The organism is Methylocystis sp. H4A, from assembly GCF_015709545.1.
In the GTDB taxonomy this organism is placed as follows: Bacteria; Pseudomonadota; Alphaproteobacteria; order Rhizobiales; family Beijerinckiaceae; genus Methylocystis; species Methylocystis silviterrae.
This window is the reverse complement of the sequence record NZ_JADNQY010000026.1, coordinates 115,777-130,859: the sequence shown is the minus strand read 5'-3', so window position 1 is coordinate 130,859 and position 15,083 is coordinate 115,777. Positions and strand designations below refer to the sequence as shown.

The window sequence follows — 15,083 nt, the reverse complement described above, 5'->3', positions numbered from 1 at the left end:
GCGGGCGCCCGCCGATATCCAGCGGATAAGCGACGACATTTGCATAAGTTTGCAGGGCGAAGGCAACGCCGGCGCCGAGCAGACCCAGAGCGAGCGCGACGGCGGGCAGTCGCGTCGGCCTGGGCGTCCGCTCCGGCGCGAGGGGGCTGAAGAGCTGCGTCTCGCCAATATTCGCTTCGTTGAGGCGTGCGAGCGCCGCGAGCGACGCTGTTTCCGACAGGAAGGTCGCCGCTAGTCCATTCGGCGCCATTGGCGTTTCGGCCTCGCCGCTCATCGGTCTCGCCTCGCGTTGCGAAGGATCACTTCGCGCATTTCGAACATCGAAACCGTCGGCAAAAGGCGAATGGCGATCAGAAGGCCGGCGATGAAAAGTCCGACTGTCCCGAAAAGTGTGAGCCAGTCCCAGATTGTTGGCGTATAGTCGCCCCAAGCGGAAGGCAGATGCGTGCGCCGCAAACTCATCACGACGATGACATAGCGCTCGCACCACATCCCGACGATCACGGCGAGGCTGACGAGAACGACGAGAATTTCGTTAAGTCGGACGCGCCGCCACCACATCAGTTGCGGCGTCAAGACGTTGAAGAGGATCGTCGCCCAGTAGATCGGCGCCAACTCGCCCGCGACCTTGTCGACGAAAAGCCGCTTCTCCGCCGCGTCCGGCCCGTAGAAGGTCGTGAACGCCTCCATCAGATAGGCGTAGCCCACGCAAAGGCTGCTCGTCAGCAGAAGCTTGCCGAGAATGTCGAAGTGTCGGCCGGCGATGAAATCCTCAAGACCAAGCAGCCGACGCGCCGGGACAGCCAGCAGCATCACCGCGGTTGTATGTCCGGCGCGCCACACGAGCGCCCCGTAAGCTTGAAGAAATCGACGCCGACATTCTGCCCCGCCGGGCCCGCGTGGCGTCTGCCGAATCCGAGAAGCGCGACCACGCATTCATCCGACTGGCCCGGGGCGATGGCGATCGGCGTTGTCATGTGGACGCCGTCGACCGTGATCTTGACGACGTCGCCATTCGCCAGCGACAGCTCACGGGCGCGCCAGGGCGATATCAAGAGCGGATTGCCCCAGCTTATTTTGCTTAGCGGCCGCGGCAATTCCTGGAGCCATGGATTGTCGGCATAGCGGCCGTCGAGGAGATAGGGGTCCGGGCGAAACAATAGGACCGTCGCGGCTGAGGACGGCTCGGGAAGTCGAGCGCGCCCGGCCGCGTCGCGCAGCGGCCGATGGCTCACCGGACTGGCGCTGTTGGGGATGACGCCTTGAGCCAGCGCGTCGGCCCACGCTTCGTTGACGTTCGTCCCCAGCCGATCCTTCCACGTTTTCCGCACGAGATCGAGTGCGCTCGGCGGATCAGGCCGGAGCAGCAGTCCCAGCACGTGATGCGGTTCGACGCCCTGGTATAAGGGCAGAGCTTGCGGCTGCGCCACGCTGGCCGTTGCGTCGAAAGCGCGCGCGTCGGTCCAGCCTTCCCAAGGATGAATCATCGGCGCGGCCCAGAGCGACGCAGCGGCTGTCTCGTTTGGCGTTGTGCTGAGGCACAGGCTGAAGTCCACGCGACCCAGAGCCTCCACGAAGTTGAGGGCGCCTGGAGCGGCATAGACAGGATTGCTGTCTATGATGAGCAGTGAGTTCACCCGGCCCGCGTGCATCTCGGCGACGAGCGTCGCGAGGGAGAGCGAGTCGTCGGACGAAGCATGCGTAACGGCGTCGAGCAGCGTGTAAACCACGCCGCGGCCGCCGAGCGCCTCGTTCATCGCCAGCACGAGCGCATGCGCCTCCGGCGCGTGATCGGGTCCAAGATGGATGAAGGCGCGCCCGCGATTGGCCTTGAGATCCGATATGATCCTGTCGAGCCACGGCTGACCTTCCACGGGCGCTCCGCCGAGCAGCGCTCCGGCGAGCGCAAGCAGGATGCGGTGCGTCTCTCGCGGTCCGGCGATAAAGCGCTCGTCGGCGACGGCGCCGGTGAGCGACGGCGTGGCCTCGATGGCGTAGAGCCGATTCATTTTCGCCCGCGTCGGGTTTCGTCGCGCCGCAAATTCGCGCGCGATGCGCAGATGCCCCGGCGCGGCGCTCAAGAGATCGCTGTCGATGGCGAGAATGACGTCGGCGTTTTGGAGTTGGGGCTTGAGTTCGAGGCGCGCGCCATAGGCCAGCGCGACGCCGCTGTCGACGTTTTCGCGCCCGATCGCCTCCCAGTGCAGCCAGCGAATCTGCGGATAGGATCTTCGTAGCGCGTCGAGTTGGGCGGCGAGCGTTGGCGACGTCGACGCGCCCGTCAGAATGACGAACCCCGCGCCGCCCGTCGCCGCCAGTCTGTCACGCTGTTCGCCAAGCGCCTGCTCAAGCGCCGATCGGCTTCGCGGAAGATTCGCTTGCGTCACGCCCCAGGAGCGGCGCGGATCGTAGAAGTCGAGGAGTTCGGCTTGCGCTATCGGGCTCGTCGCGCCGAGGCTCGCCGGATGAAAGGGATTGCCTTCGACTTTGATCGGCCGTCCCATGAAATGTTTGACAACGGTTCCGGCGGCGTAGCCGCCCTCTATATGCGCGCTGCTGTAATAATCCGGCATGCCCGGAACGACGCCGGTCGGCATGCGAACAGCTGGAATCAACTGTCCTTGCGGCGCGCCGTCGCATCCGCTTAGTCCCGCGCCCGCAAGCGCCAGCGAGGCGGCCATGAGCGCCAACGCTTGGCGACGGTCGCGCGGCGCTGCAAGCGCTGCGCCGAGCATTGGAAACTCCTGCTCGATCCGCGACAGGACGTCCGCGTCTTGCGCAAGCTCCTCGAGGCTACGCCATTGCGCGTTCACCTGTGACATATCGAACAGTCCGTCAGGTTTCTCTGCGGCGCGCCGTATTGGGCGAGCAGGACCTCAGGCGCGGGCGTCGTCGCGACGCGCGTCCAGCTGGTGTCGTAGATCTTGTCTTTTGGCCTGAGGCGCGGACCAGGATCGCGATGACAGTCAAGGCAAAACTGCATCGTCAAGGATTTGGCCTTGTAGGTTAGCGCCATATTGGCCACGTCGCCGTGACAGCTCGAACAGCCGACGCCTTTGGCGATATGAATGCTGTGATCGAAGTAGACGAAATCCGGAACATCGGTCACACGGCGCCAGACCAGCGGCCGGTCGTCCCTCAGACTGTTGCGCACCGGCTCAAGCAACGCGGCGCTGGTCCAGATCTGCGAATGGCAGGTCATGCAGGTATATGTGGGCGGCATGCCTGCATTGGCGGAAACTTCGACGGCGTTATGACAATACCGGCAGTCGATCCCCAATCCGCTGACATGATGTTGATGGCTGAAGGGGACCGGCTGCGCGGGAGCCCAATTCACGCGTTGCGCAGAATCGCTGTGCGGCCAAAGCCAAACCACAAGCGAAAACGCCACAAGAGCGAGCGCCAACAGAAGAAGCGCCAGCGAAGCCCAGAAATTCACGGCGGGTCGAAAGACTGAGCCCATGAATAGCCCCAAGAATCGCTCCGCTTCCGCCAGGCGCGCCCTTCGGCGGCGCGGCTAGATCCAAGCCTACAGGTGGTTCAGCACGCGCCTGCGGCAAGCGCCGGGGCTCAAGGGGCGTCGATGGAGCAGCGGGAGCGGGTCGAACCGGCGCTTCGGGCGGTTTAGCGGTTCACAAGCCGGTCTGAAGTTGGGCGCGTCGCGCGAAAATGTAGCTGGCGATCAGGCCGAGCATCGCGAATAGGGCGACGACCGAGAATAGGTAATTGTGCCCCGCGGCCCCGGGCCACTGGTCGACCAGATAACCCATGAGCGGTCCCATAAAAATATCCGGCGCGTAGCCGATCACCGATAGCAAGCCAACCGCGCTCCCTGTGTGCTCCATAGGAATTTTGCCATCTTGCATGATCGCGAAATACAGGCCGCGCAGCGCGAAGACGCCGATGCTGGTGAAGACGATCGTCAAAACAAACGTCCATACCATGCCCGCGCCAATAGCGCCGGAGGCCAGCACGGAGCTTCCGGCTGCGAGAAGCACGAAACAGCTGGTGATCATGACGGGCGCGCCAAGCCGCTCAGCCAGGTAGCCGGCGCCAATGGCAGCAGCCGGTCGTATCCAGAGCGATGCGACGCCGGCCCGCGCCGCCTCTACCTGATTTAGGCCGATCACCTGATTCGCATACAGCGAAAAGTCGTCGATCGCCTTAAAGCCCACGTAGGCGCACAGGATCACCGCAGCCTGCAGCCAGACTGACGGCATGGCGAACACGCGGGCGACGTCGCTTATCAACGCAGTTCCTTGCGCCGGCGTTTTGCGCTCCGGCAGCGCCAGCCAGATGAGCAAGGCGGCTCCGCAAGTCATCGAGGATAACAGCAGTATGATCCACCGCAATGATTCCGTGCGCTGCGCGAGACTGGCCGTCTCGCTGTCTTCAGGCAGCAGCGCGGCGAATAGAACCACCATGATCGACGCCAAGACGGCCGACAGCGCGCCTCTGCCGCCCTCGAGCAATCCGAACGCGCGGCCTTGGGAAAAGTTGAGTCCCCACTCACGCGTGGCGCGAATCAACGGCGCCCAGAACAGCGCGATCGTGGTGATTCCCCAGTACCCATATAAGATCGCCAGTGTCGATGGGGACGGAATCGCCAACATCACAAGGCCGCCGACGGCGGTGGACGTCAACGCGACAGTCAACATTGTGCGTGCGGGGTATCTGTCGGCGAGCGGGCCGCCGAACAAATATGCGGCCACTGCAACAACGCCATAAACCGCATAGGCGGCGCCGAGTTCGAGATTAGTTACGCCGAACACATCGAGGAGCGTCGGCCGGAATACGCGAGCCAAGACGAAAGGCAGCAGAAAAGCGGATTCCCCGGCGACAATCAGCGCCGCGATCGCCAGTCCTCGCTGTCGCGCGAGGCGCGCGTCATGCGCCAGCAGTGGCGCCGGCGCGACGATTCGTCATGCGCCTCCGGATATGACGTCATCCTCGGTGCGCGTGTTGCGCGTCGCATGGCCGCCTTTTTTGCCAGCTTGTGACGCGAGCTGTCGATCGACGGAAAAACTGCGCTTTGACGCGCTGACTGCGAGTCCGCCTTTGCGTCCCGCCGTCGACGCAAGGTCGGGGTTTTTGGCGAAACTGCGTTGTTCGCCCGGCACGCTCTTGCCGCCCTTGCGCGCAATTTCACGTTGCCGCTCCGGCGTCATCGACGCGAAACCCCTCCGGGACTTGGTGGTCGCCGAAACCGTATCCATCCGTCGCGCTCCAATTCTGCGTCGATGACTCCTCCGCAACAACCGAAGCGGCAGAGGCCGCTCAGCAAACCAGGCAAACGACGCCGGCGCTGTTTACCTTTCGAAAAGGCGGCTGAGCGATGTCCATTTTCGCTAAGACTAAGCGGCTGCCAAGCTGGTAATCTTACGTAGAAATGGCATTTTTCGAGCCATCAGAGTCTGTCAGTGTTCCTGGGCCTTTCGCGAGGTCTGGGGGGCGGGCTCATGAGTTGAGAACGGCTTTGACGGTAAGACGTCGTTAAAGGCTCGCTCTGGTCGGTCTGATACTGCGTAACGGAGTCTTTCCCGTCCCAGACCAGTCTGTTCTCTTGCTTCGGTCGACGTGCGCCGTGTCTATTCGTGAATACAACAAAATGGCTGATGCAATATTCCACTTACGTAAGTCTACCAATTTTGCCTCGCGCGCGAGCGTGCTCTTATGCAGTAGGTGTCGATCTCTCCAAGTAAATGCCGCCGCAAGAGCGGCAACAGCGCCTTGAGTAGAGCACGAGAACACGACGGGAGCGTCCAATGTTGTCGGCGTCGCGGTGTAGGAAGCAGTCGGGCCTTACGTCACGCGAAGTGGTTGCGATGCTTTCACTCAAGCAAAAACAGTTGTTTGCGAGCTACCAGCTGAACCTGCAAAAGGGCGAGTGGTTCGTATTTGAATTGATGGTGTCGGATATTCAGGGACTTGTGGATCTCGGCGCACAGGCGCTTGCGACAGACGTGCTCGTTGTCCTCCGTATTTTCACGCGGGACCGTCCGCAATTCAACGCCTATGTGCGGCGTACCCCCGCGTTTAAAGGCTTGTACGGGAATCGATCGACGCGGCGGACGCTCGACTCGCTTGTTGCGGCGAGCGGGGCGAGGCAAACTCAGTCTGCAATCCGCACTGAGCGGGACAAACAATCACTGGCGTGAGTTCTGCCGCCGCCACCTTGGCGGGTCTTGCTGCTCAATCCGGAACAGCGTGATTTAACTGAAGGGGCGGAGGCGCCGCAAAAGCAATGACGACGGTGTCTGTGCGCTGTCACGCATACGGCGTCATGGATCGCAGGCTATAGGGGTTCGCGCTTGTCGAACATGCGGCGTATGGCGGCGAGTGCGACCGAATATTATGATTGAATCAGGCCAATAGGATCGCTTCGGTGGATGATGCTGGTCCCAATTTATTTGGCGTTAGTCGTAGAGAACTCGAACGCCTGAGAGCCATTAGCAGATTGGCTGCGACTTTCGCCCATAATATCAATCAACCGCTGACTGCGGCGAGCGCCTATCTGAGGGCGGCGCAGCGCCTCGCAGGAGGGCTTCCGAAGGAGTCGGTCACGCCGATCGTTGGAGCGCTCGACAAGGCTGTCATGCAGATCATGCGCGCCGGGCAGGTCGTCCGCAGTCTGAGCGAGCTTGTTGCGCAGGGCGAGCCAGACAAGACGCTCTTTAGCGTTAATTCGCTGATCGAGGAGACGCTTTCACTCGTCGCTGCGGAGGCCGCCGAGGCCGGAGTCTCGATCAGCAAGCGGCTGACCAACGACGACGATTTCATCGTCGCCGACCGTGTCCAGATCAGACATGTTCTGGCGAATCTTATACGAAACGCCATTGAAGCGATGCAGGATTTGCCACGACGCGAGTTGTTGATTTCCACAGCGACGCAAGCTGCAAAGGCCATACGCGTTGACGTTCAAGACACCGGCTGCGGACCTGGCGGACTGGAAAACGCCGATCCGCTCGATCTTTTTGCGATGCGGAAAGATGGAATGGGCATTGGGCTGTCGATTTCCCGCGCAATCGTCGAAGCGCACGATGGCCGACTATGGGCTAAGGTCAACCCCGAAGGCGGCGCTATATTCTCCTGTGATCTTCCATTGCGAGGACGAGATTTCAGCGCATGAACTCGGGAACGGTATTTGTCGTGGACGACGATGCGGCGGTGCGCGACGCGCTTCAGCTTCTACTCGAATCTGAAGGGTTCGCCGTATCGAGCTTTCCGTCGGCGCCAGCTATGCTTTCATCCATCGGGCCGGAGAGCGCCGGGTGCGTCATCGCTGATGTTCGCATGCCGGAAGTGAGCGGACTCGACCTGATCCTCGAGATGAAGAACCGAAATCTTCATCTGCCGATCATTATCATCACAGGCCATGGCGACGTGCCTCTCGCCGTCGAGGCGATGAAGCGCGGCGCTGTCGATTTTCTCGAGAAGCCGTTCGATGACGATGCGCTCTTTGCAGCCGTCAAGGGTGCGCTATCGAAGCACGAAGCTGTTCAGTCGCGCTATGCGGAAGAGCGGCAGATCTCTGAAAGATTTATGTCGTTGACCAAGCGGGAGCGCGAAATTCTCGAAAGGCTCGCGCAAGGCCGCTCGAACAAGGTCATTGCTCATGATCTCGGCATCAGCGTGCGCACGGTGGAAGCGCATCGCGCCAACGTCATGGCGAAAATGCGCGTCAAGAACCTCGCGGAGCTGGTCCGAATGTTTCTTAACGGTCGGAATATCAATTTTGGCGCGTGACGTGCCAAGCGTCATTCGCAAACATCCGTGTCATCACGCGTCGCAGGCAATTTGATGCGCGGAGGCTGCCTTGCCAAAATGCGTGCGCTAAGTATTCAAGGGAAACCGCCGAGCGCAAGAGGAGCGAATTGGTCATGCGAGCGCCAATCTCCCCGGCAGACGCTGTCCAATTGAACGAGTTCTCCGTTTCGACGCCCTCGGCGCGGCGTGTTCTCGTCATCGACGACGATAGGGACGTCGCCGACAGCCTGGCGATGCTGCTGGACGTCTTGGGATGCGACGTGAGAACGGCCTATAGCGGCGCGGTGGGCGTCTCCCTCGTGGCCGATTTCCAGCCGAGGATTGTGTTCCTAGACATCGGCATGCCCGAGATGAACGGCTACGAAACCGCGCGGCGCATTCGCAACGAGCCAGCCGGTCGACAGGCGCAGCTGATTGCGGTCACCGGCTGGGGGCAGGAATTGGACAAGAAGCGCACCCGCGAGGCGGGGTTCGACCGCCATCTGGTCAAACCGGCCGATATCGATATTTTGGAAGAAATCCTCGCCGCGTCTGGGGACGAATCACCGCGGATTTAAGCGACATAACGGCGCACGCATTTTGGAACGCCGCCTCTGAGCAAGCCTTTTCTGCGGGACTTCCCCTCGTCAAACGCTTAGGCGGCTGGCGCTCTCACCCGCCGCGCGGCGACCCGCTCAGGCGCCGCGCGCAGCCGCTGCTGGAGCGAGGCGCTAATGCCGCGCTTCAGCTAGATTTTCATAGGCGCCAGCGTTAGTAAAAGTGTCGCGGCGGCGGGTGGTCCTGACATAACTCTTGGCGGGGAACATCGTGAGGACTGAGCGTCCTGGCGCGACGTCCGCGGACGTCTTGCGCGAGAGCAAGTTGCGCTTACGCTTAAGCCGCGCGTGATCGGCGCCTTTCAGCGGAAGCGTCCGGATTGCGCCGGCCAAGCTGTATCAACGCGCTCGATCCCTCTGCTTGGCGCCTGTCCATTGGATAGCAAATGACAGTTTCAAACATGGACACGTTCTGGGTTGTAAATTGGTCAACCGATGTCAATGGACAATGCAATTATATTGGCGGGCAATGGCCGACAATTACCGGTCAAACAGCCGACGCTGCGATGGGCGGAGGGTGGCTGAAAACCATCCACCCCGAAGATCTGGGGCAGGTGAAGGTCGAGCTAGGTCTGGCGAGTGGATCAGAGCGCCCGTTTCAGATCCTGGCAAGGCTGAGACGCCAGGACGGTCAGTTTCGCTGGGCGTTGGCGGTTGGCGCGCCGCGCTATGATGAGCAAGACGTGTTCATTGGCTACAGCGGCTCAATCATCGATTTCCAAGATCGAATGGAAATAACCGAGCGCAAAGAGCGGCTGGACGCGTTGCGGGCAAGCGAAGAGCGCTATCGTCCGCTTTTTGAGACGAGTCGTGACGGCATCGTCACCGTCGATATGAGCGGCCATATTCTCGAAGCCAATCCTGCTTACCAGAAGATGCTTGGCTACACGCTCGAAGAGCTGAAGCGTCTGACTTATCAAGAGCTGACACCGGAGGTCTGGCATGACATGGAAGCGGCGGTCGTGCGGGAGCACATTCTTCCGCGCGGCGAATCTGCCGAATATGAGAAGGAATATATCCGCAAGGATGGAACCGTATTTCCGATAAGCCTGCGAACGTGGACCGTTGTCGACGAAAAGGGCCGTGTCGTCGGCATGCGCGCCTTCGTGCGCGACATCACTAAACGCAAGCAGGCCGAGGCGGCGCTGCGCGACAGCGAGGAACGCTTCCGCGTATCCTTCGTCAACGCCTCGATCGGCTTCGCGATGAACGGACCGGACGATAGGCATCTGGACGCCAACGGCGCTTATTGCGTGATCACCGGCTACACGCGCGAGGAACTTCTTGCCCTCAAGGGGTCGGAGCTGATCCATCCTGATGATTGGCCAGCCAACAGGGCCCTATCCGAACGGATGCTCGCCGGCGAGATTACGGGCTTCGTCGTCGAAAACCGCTATGTTCGGAAGAACGGCGAGAGCATCTGGGTCCGCAAGAGCGTCTCGCTCATTCGCTCGGCCGATGGTACACCACGGTGGATCATCACTCTCGTCGAGGACGTCACCGAGCGCAAGCTGGCCGAAGAGGCGCTGCAGCAAAGCCGCAACGATCTCGACCGCGCCCAGGAGGTCGGAAAGATCGGCTGGTGGCGGCTCGACGTGCGCCGGAACGTTTTGACCTGGTCGCACGAGAATCATCGGATCTTCGGCGTGCCGAGGGGGACGCCGCTGAGCTACGATAATTTTCTTTCCATCGTGCACCCCGACGACCGGGCCGATGTTGACGCAAAATGGCAGGCCGGCCTGCGCGGCGAACCCTACGACATCGAGCACCGCATAGTGTCCGGGGACGAGGTCAAATGGGTACGTGAGAAGGCCTATCTGGAATTTGACGCGGCGGGCGCACTTCTGGGCGGCTTCGGCATTACACAGGACATCACCGACCGAAAGCAGGTTGAGGAGGCGCTGCGCGAGAGCGAGGCTCGGCTGCGGCTGGCGACCGAGGCCGCGAAGATCGGCGCGTTCGACTGGCGGATCCCGACGGACGTGAACATCTGGACGCCGGAATTGGAGGCGATGTATGGGCTGGCGCCGGGCGAATTCGGCCGGAGGCGGTCGGCCTGGGAGCAGTTGGTGCACCAAGACGATCGCGCGGGCGCGGTCGCCAAGGTTAACGAAACGCTGGCGACGGGCGAGCCCGTCGAGCATGAGTGGCGAGTCGTCTGGCCCGACGGCAGCGTGCATTGGATCGCCGGGCGGTTTCAAGGTTTCAAGGACGCGGCCGGCAAGCCGGTGCGCCTCACGGGCGTGAACATCGACGTTTCCGAGCGCAAGCGGGTCGAGAAGGCGCTGCGCGAAAGCGAGCTCCGCTATCGCTCTCTCGTGGAAGCGGCGAGCGCGATCACATGGAGCTGTCCGCCATCCGGACTGCATGAAAAGCCGCAACAGGAATGGATGGCCTTCACGGGTCAGACCGCCGAGGAAATGCTGGGCGACGGCTGGACCAAGGTTGTTCACCCTGATGACCTCCAGTCCGCGGCGGCGCGGTGGCGAGCAGCCGTCGGTCGCGGCGAGCCGTTTTGGAGCGAGCACCGCATCCGCCGACATGACGGCGAGTGGCGCTGGATGCGCGTTCAGGCCGCACCCATTCGCGACGCAAGCGGCGAGATCGTCGAGTGGTTCGGCAGCAATGCCGACATCGACGATCTCAAGCAGGCCGAACTGGCGCTACGGGAAAGCCAGCAGCAGCTCGCGCTGGCGCTGGAAGCCGGCCAGCTGGGATTCTGGGACTGGCGCGTGCCCAGCGGCCGGGTCCAGTTCGGCGGCAGTTGGGCGTCCATGCTTGGGTATGAACTCAGCGAAATGGAACCCGATGTCCGAGCCTGGGAAAGGCTGATTCATCCCGACGAGAGGGAAGAGGTCGCCGCCAGATTGTCTGACCATATGGAGGGTCGCTCTGATTTCTACGAATGCGAGCACCGCCTGCGTCACAAGGATGGGTCCTGGCGCTGGATTCTGGACCGCGGACGGGTCGTGGAGCGGGACGCAGCTGGCCGGCCGCTAAGGGCGATCGGCACTCATGCCGACGTGACGGCGCGCCATGAGGCTGAAAGCGCGCTGCAAGACGCCGACCGCCGCAAGGACGAGTTTCTCGCCACTCTGGCGCATGAATTACGTAACCCGCTCACTCCGATCCGGAACGCCGTGCATATCTTGAAGAAGAAATATGGTCCCCAATTTCCTGACACTCCGCTGCTCGCTATGGTTCAGCGCCAGGTCGATCATCTTGTTCGCCTCGTCGATGACCTTCTCGAAATCTCCCGGATCAGCCGTGGCAAAGTCGACCTGCGCAAGGAAAATGTCGCCGTGTCGGATTTCTTGCGGCACGCCTTGGAATCCTGTCAGCCGCTCATCGAAAGCAAGAGCCACCGCGTAACCGTGAAGGTCGCGGATGAGCCGCTGCGGGTTTTCGGCGACTCCGTCCGTCTGTCGCAGATTGCGGCCAATATCATCAACAACGCGGCGAAATACACGCCGCCGGGCGGGCGCATCGAAATCGACGCCGCTCGCGCGGGCGATGAAGTCGTTCTGCGGGTTCGCGACAATGGCGTCGGCATCAGCGCCGACATGATGCCGCGCGTCTTCGATCTCTTCGCGCAGACGGACGGCCAAATTCGGCTTTCCGAAGGAGGGCTCGGCATCGGCCTTGCGCTTGTGCGTAGCCTCGTGGAAATCCACGGCGGCCGGGTGGAAGCGCGCAGCGAGGGCGTCGGCCGGGGCAGTGAATTTATCGTCAGTCTGCCGCTCGCGGACCGCGGCGCCCTCCGCCTCCGCTGAACTGGTCCGCCCAGAGGCATGTGCGGCGTGTCGACAAAAGATGCCATCCGGCCGCAGCGAGGACGGCGAGGATACGATCGCGCCTATTCAGCTGCGTGACACTCCCCCGGAGGCCGCCCCGTGTGTCTTGCAGATCAATCCTATTCTGCGGCAGTCGGCGGCGCATAGTTTGGATTGGATTCGGTGAGAACCGCGTCGAAGCCTTCGAACTCGGGACCGCCCAGATAGAGATCGCGGTTCTGACCGGCGTTTTTGTGAGCCTCGCGAAAATGTTCGGAATGCGTCCAATCGATGAAGTGCTGCCGAGTTTCCCACAGCGCATGCGACGCATAGAGAATGTGGTCCTCCCGCTCGGGCCCCTTGAGCAGATGGAAGACGATGAAGCCGGGCCTTTCCTTGAGCCGCGACTGACGCGACCGCCAGACGTCCTCGAAGGCCTGTTCCTTTCCCTTGACGATTTTGAAGCGGTTCATCGCGACAAACATGACTCGGCTCCTGTCATTAGTTTCGGCGGGTTCCGCCAGCGTTCTTAGCTAATCGTCCTCAAGGCGAAAGGCAAAGAACGTGGTTGAAGCGGCGACGTTCGCCGCTGGCGTGATCAGCAACTCTCCGCCATATGGCAGGCTTAATGCTCTATTGCGCGGTAGCGACTCCGCTAAGACCACAACGCATTGTGGACCGGGGCGCGCCAAACTAAGCTAGGAGCGGGCTGCGTGAAGGCAGAGTCGGAGATCGCCTCGCAAGCATTTCCGAGAAACGCTCTTGAGGAAAGGAGCCTCGTCGCTGACCATGGCGCACGTAGAAATTGTCCACGAGTTAGACAAGCGTCTGCGGTTGCGGCTTTTGTCTGACGCGGACGATTTTGCGCAGACGGAGGTGGCGCTGCGACAGCTTCCCGGCGTCGCCTCTGTGCGCGCCAATCGCGCCTGCGCATCGTTGACGCTGATGTATGATGGACAGCCTGACGTCCGTGACTCCATTCTCGAAACCGCACGTCGAACGCCATCAATGGCCGCGGATGTCTGGCGACCGCCGCCAACCGCTAACGCCAAGCGCGTGACTCTCGCGGCCGGCGCGATCGCCGCTGCGCTCCTCCTTCCCGCGCCGCTCGCGGCAGCGATCACTTGGCTCAACATCGCGGGAGTCCTCGCGCGCGGCGTCCTTGCGGCGTCGCGCGGCAAGCTGAAGACCGACGTTCTTGATGCGCTCGCCATCGGCGTGCCCGCGGCGCGCCAGGAATATGTCACCGCCAGCGTGACCCGCTTCCTTCTCGAGCTGGCGGAGCATATCGAGGCCACCACCGTCCAGCAGTCAGACGAATTGCTGCGTTCGCTCCTGCGACAGGCGCCTGGCGATGTCTGGGTGGAACGCCGCGACGGCGAACTCGCGCGCATGCCTTTCGCGCAGCTTAAAGGCGGCGAGCGCGTCGTCATCGGCGCCGGCGAGACCATTCCGGTCGACGGCCAGGTGGTGGCCGGCGACGCCTATGTCGATCAGTCGTCGGTGACCGGCGAAAGCCTGCCCATGCCGCGCGCGGTCGGAGATCAGGCGCTCGCGGGCGGCGTTGTCACCGACGGACGGCTCGTGGTCCAGGCTGAGCGCGTGGGCGAGGCTACGACGACCGGGCGTATCACGCGCTATATCCAGGAAGCGCTCGACCGTCCGGCGGAGATCCAGACTGTGTCCAGCGTCTTTGCGGATCGGCGCGTCGGCATTACGCTGGCCGCGGCTGCAGTGGTGTTCGCGCTCACGCGCGACTGGCGACGGATCGAATCCGTCTTCATGGTCGACTATTCCTGCGCCGTGAAGCTCGGCACGCCGATCGCGATCAAGTCGGCGATGTATCGGGCCGCGCAAGAAGGCCGTCTGGTCAAGAGCGGAACCGCGATCGAAACGCTTGCCGGGGTCGACACGATCGTTTTCGATAAGACCGGCACGCTGACCCACAACACGCTCGAGGTCACGGACATTTGTCCGCTAGACCCCGGGATCGACGAAGAACGGGCGGCGGCCATGGTCGCTTCGCTCGGCGAGCACACGAGCCATCCCATCGCGCGCGCCGTTGTCGAACTCGCGCAGCAGCGCCGGCTCGCCCATATCCCACATGAGGCGGTCAATTTCATTGTCGGCCATGGCGTGGACGCGAATGTCGATGGACGTCGCATTCGGTTTGGTAGCCGGCATTATCTCGAAGACGACGAGCACATTTCATTCGCGGACGCCCGCAAGACCGTGCGAGCGCTTCAAGAGCAAGGCAAATCGCTTCTCTATGTCGCCGCCGATGAGCGCCCGATTGCGGTCTTTGCGTTGCGTGATCGATTGCGACCCGAGAGCGCGCGCACGCTTGCGCAGTTGCGCGCGTTAGGAGTCAAGCGCCTCGTGATGATCACGGGCGATCGCCGGGCGCCGGCGCTGGCTTTCGCAGAGACGCTTGGCATAGATGCGGTGCATTACGAACAGCAGCCGGAAGACAAGGCCAACATCATAGCGGCGCTCAAGCAGGAGGGCCGCCGCGTCGCTTATATCGGCGATGGCGTGAACGACGGTCCGGCATTGATGGCGGCGGATGTCGGCATCTCAATGCCGCGCGCCGCGGACATTGCCCGAGCCACGGCCGACATTGTGTTGCTGGAAGACAGACTGGAGTCCGTAGCCACGATGCTCGCGGTCGCTCAAGAAGCGATGCGCTTGATCCACTCGAACTTCCGAATCGCGGTTGGCGTGAATTCGGCGATTCTCGCCGCGGCGGCGTTCGGGCGTCTTTCTCCTCTCGCCGCCGCCACGCTGCACAATGGCACGACGATCGCCGTCCTGCTGCGCGCCCTGCTGAGCGGACGAGCGCACAGTTTCGTCACGGAGAAAATCGCACGCGATTCAGTCGCACGCGACCACAGCCGGGCGCAAGAACAGTAGCAGAGCTCCTTCATCGCGGCGACGCAAGCGCCCG

At 62.2% G+C, this 15,083-nt stretch carries 13 protein-coding genes; 6 read left to right on the top strand and 7 right to left on the bottom strand.

Annotated elements, in window-relative coordinates; translation table 11 throughout:
- The 6 genes from IYW40_RS13645 to IYW40_RS13620 form a co-directional block, all read right to left on the bottom strand.
- A partial coding sequence (locus tag IYW40_RS13645) for a quinol:electron acceptor oxidoreductase subunit ActD (RefSeq protein WP_196400914.1) occupies nucleotides 1-274 on the bottom strand: 274 nt, incomplete at its 3' end.
- Nucleotides 271-813 (bottom strand): hypothetical protein, encoded by a 543-nt coding sequence (locus IYW40_RS13640; protein WP_196400913.1) that lies wholly within the window; start codon nucleotides 811-813, stop codon nucleotides 271-273. The genes IYW40_RS13640 and IYW40_RS13645, both read right to left, overlap by 4 nt.
- Nucleotides 813-2,822 carry a 4Fe-4S ferredoxin gene (locus IYW40_RS13635; protein ID WP_196400912.1) on the bottom strand — a complete coding sequence of 670 codons (2,010 nt, stop codon included), beginning with the start codon at nucleotides 2,820-2,822 and terminating at the stop codon, nucleotides 813-815. Before IYW40_RS13635 ends, IYW40_RS13640 begins: the two co-directional genes overlap by 1 nt.
- Nucleotides 2,810-3,463, bottom strand: coding sequence for a cytochrome c3 family protein (locus IYW40_RS13630; protein WP_196400911.1), 654 nt, complete (start codon nucleotides 3,461-3,463; stop codon nucleotides 2,810-2,812). The genes IYW40_RS13635 and IYW40_RS13630 overlap by 13 nt, the downstream gene beginning before the upstream one ends.
- Nucleotides 3,464-3,632: 169 nt before the next feature.
- Nucleotides 3,633-4,844, bottom strand: coding sequence for an MFS transporter (locus IYW40_RS13625; protein ID WP_348644283.1), 1,212 nt, complete (start codon nucleotides 4,842-4,844; stop codon nucleotides 3,633-3,635).
- Between the two features lie 78 nt (nucleotides 4,845-4,922).
- Nucleotides 4,923-5,216, bottom strand: coding sequence for a general stress protein (locus IYW40_RS13620; RefSeq protein ID WP_175094623.1), 294 nt, complete (start codon nucleotides 5,214-5,216; stop codon nucleotides 4,923-4,925).
- 609 nt (nucleotides 5,217-5,825) lie between these two features.
- Here IYW40_RS13620 and IYW40_RS13615 point away from each other — a divergent pair.
- From IYW40_RS13615 to IYW40_RS13595, 5 genes are all read left to right on the top strand, one after another.
- Nucleotides 5,826-6,158: a hypothetical protein gene (locus tag IYW40_RS13615; RefSeq protein WP_196400910.1), complete on the top strand. Its 333-nt coding sequence runs from the start codon at nucleotides 5,826-5,828 to the stop codon at nucleotides 6,156-6,158.
- 299 nt (nucleotides 6,159-6,457) lie between these two features.
- Nucleotides 6,458-7,129, top strand: a complete 672-nt coding sequence (locus tag IYW40_RS13610) for an ATP-binding protein (protein WP_246720795.1) — start codon at nucleotides 6,458-6,460, stop codon at nucleotides 7,127-7,129.
- Nucleotides 7,126-7,746, top strand: coding sequence for a response regulator FixJ (fixJ, locus tag IYW40_RS13605; RefSeq protein ID WP_196400908.1), 621 nt, complete (start codon nucleotides 7,126-7,128; stop codon nucleotides 7,744-7,746). The genes IYW40_RS13610 and fixJ overlap by 4 nt, the downstream gene beginning before the upstream one ends.
- A gap of 170 nt (nucleotides 7,747-7,916) precedes the next feature.
- Entirely contained in the window at nucleotides 7,917-8,324 is a 408-nt protein-coding gene (locus IYW40_RS13600) for a response regulator (protein ID WP_246720794.1), read from the top strand.
- A gap of 425 nt (nucleotides 8,325-8,749) precedes the next feature.
- Entirely contained in the window at nucleotides 8,750-12,136 is a 3,387-nt protein-coding gene (locus IYW40_RS13595) for a PAS domain S-box protein (protein ID WP_196400906.1), read from the top strand.
- 140 nt (nucleotides 12,137-12,276) lie between these two features.
- Here IYW40_RS13595 and IYW40_RS13590 read toward each other — a convergent pair whose 3' ends face one another.
- Nucleotides 12,277-12,621, bottom strand: a complete 345-nt coding sequence (locus tag IYW40_RS13590; RefSeq protein WP_196400905.1) for an antibiotic biosynthesis monooxygenase — start codon at nucleotides 12,619-12,621, stop codon at nucleotides 12,277-12,279.
- Nucleotides 12,622-12,925: 304 nt separating this feature from the next.
- Here IYW40_RS13590 and IYW40_RS13585 point away from each other — a divergent pair, with 304 nt between their 5' ends.
- Complete coding sequence (locus IYW40_RS13585; protein WP_196400904.1) at nucleotides 12,926-15,049, top strand: heavy metal translocating P-type ATPase; 2,124 nt, start codon at nucleotides 12,926-12,928, stop codon at nucleotides 15,047-15,049.
- Nucleotides 15,050-15,083 lie beyond the last annotated feature (34 nt).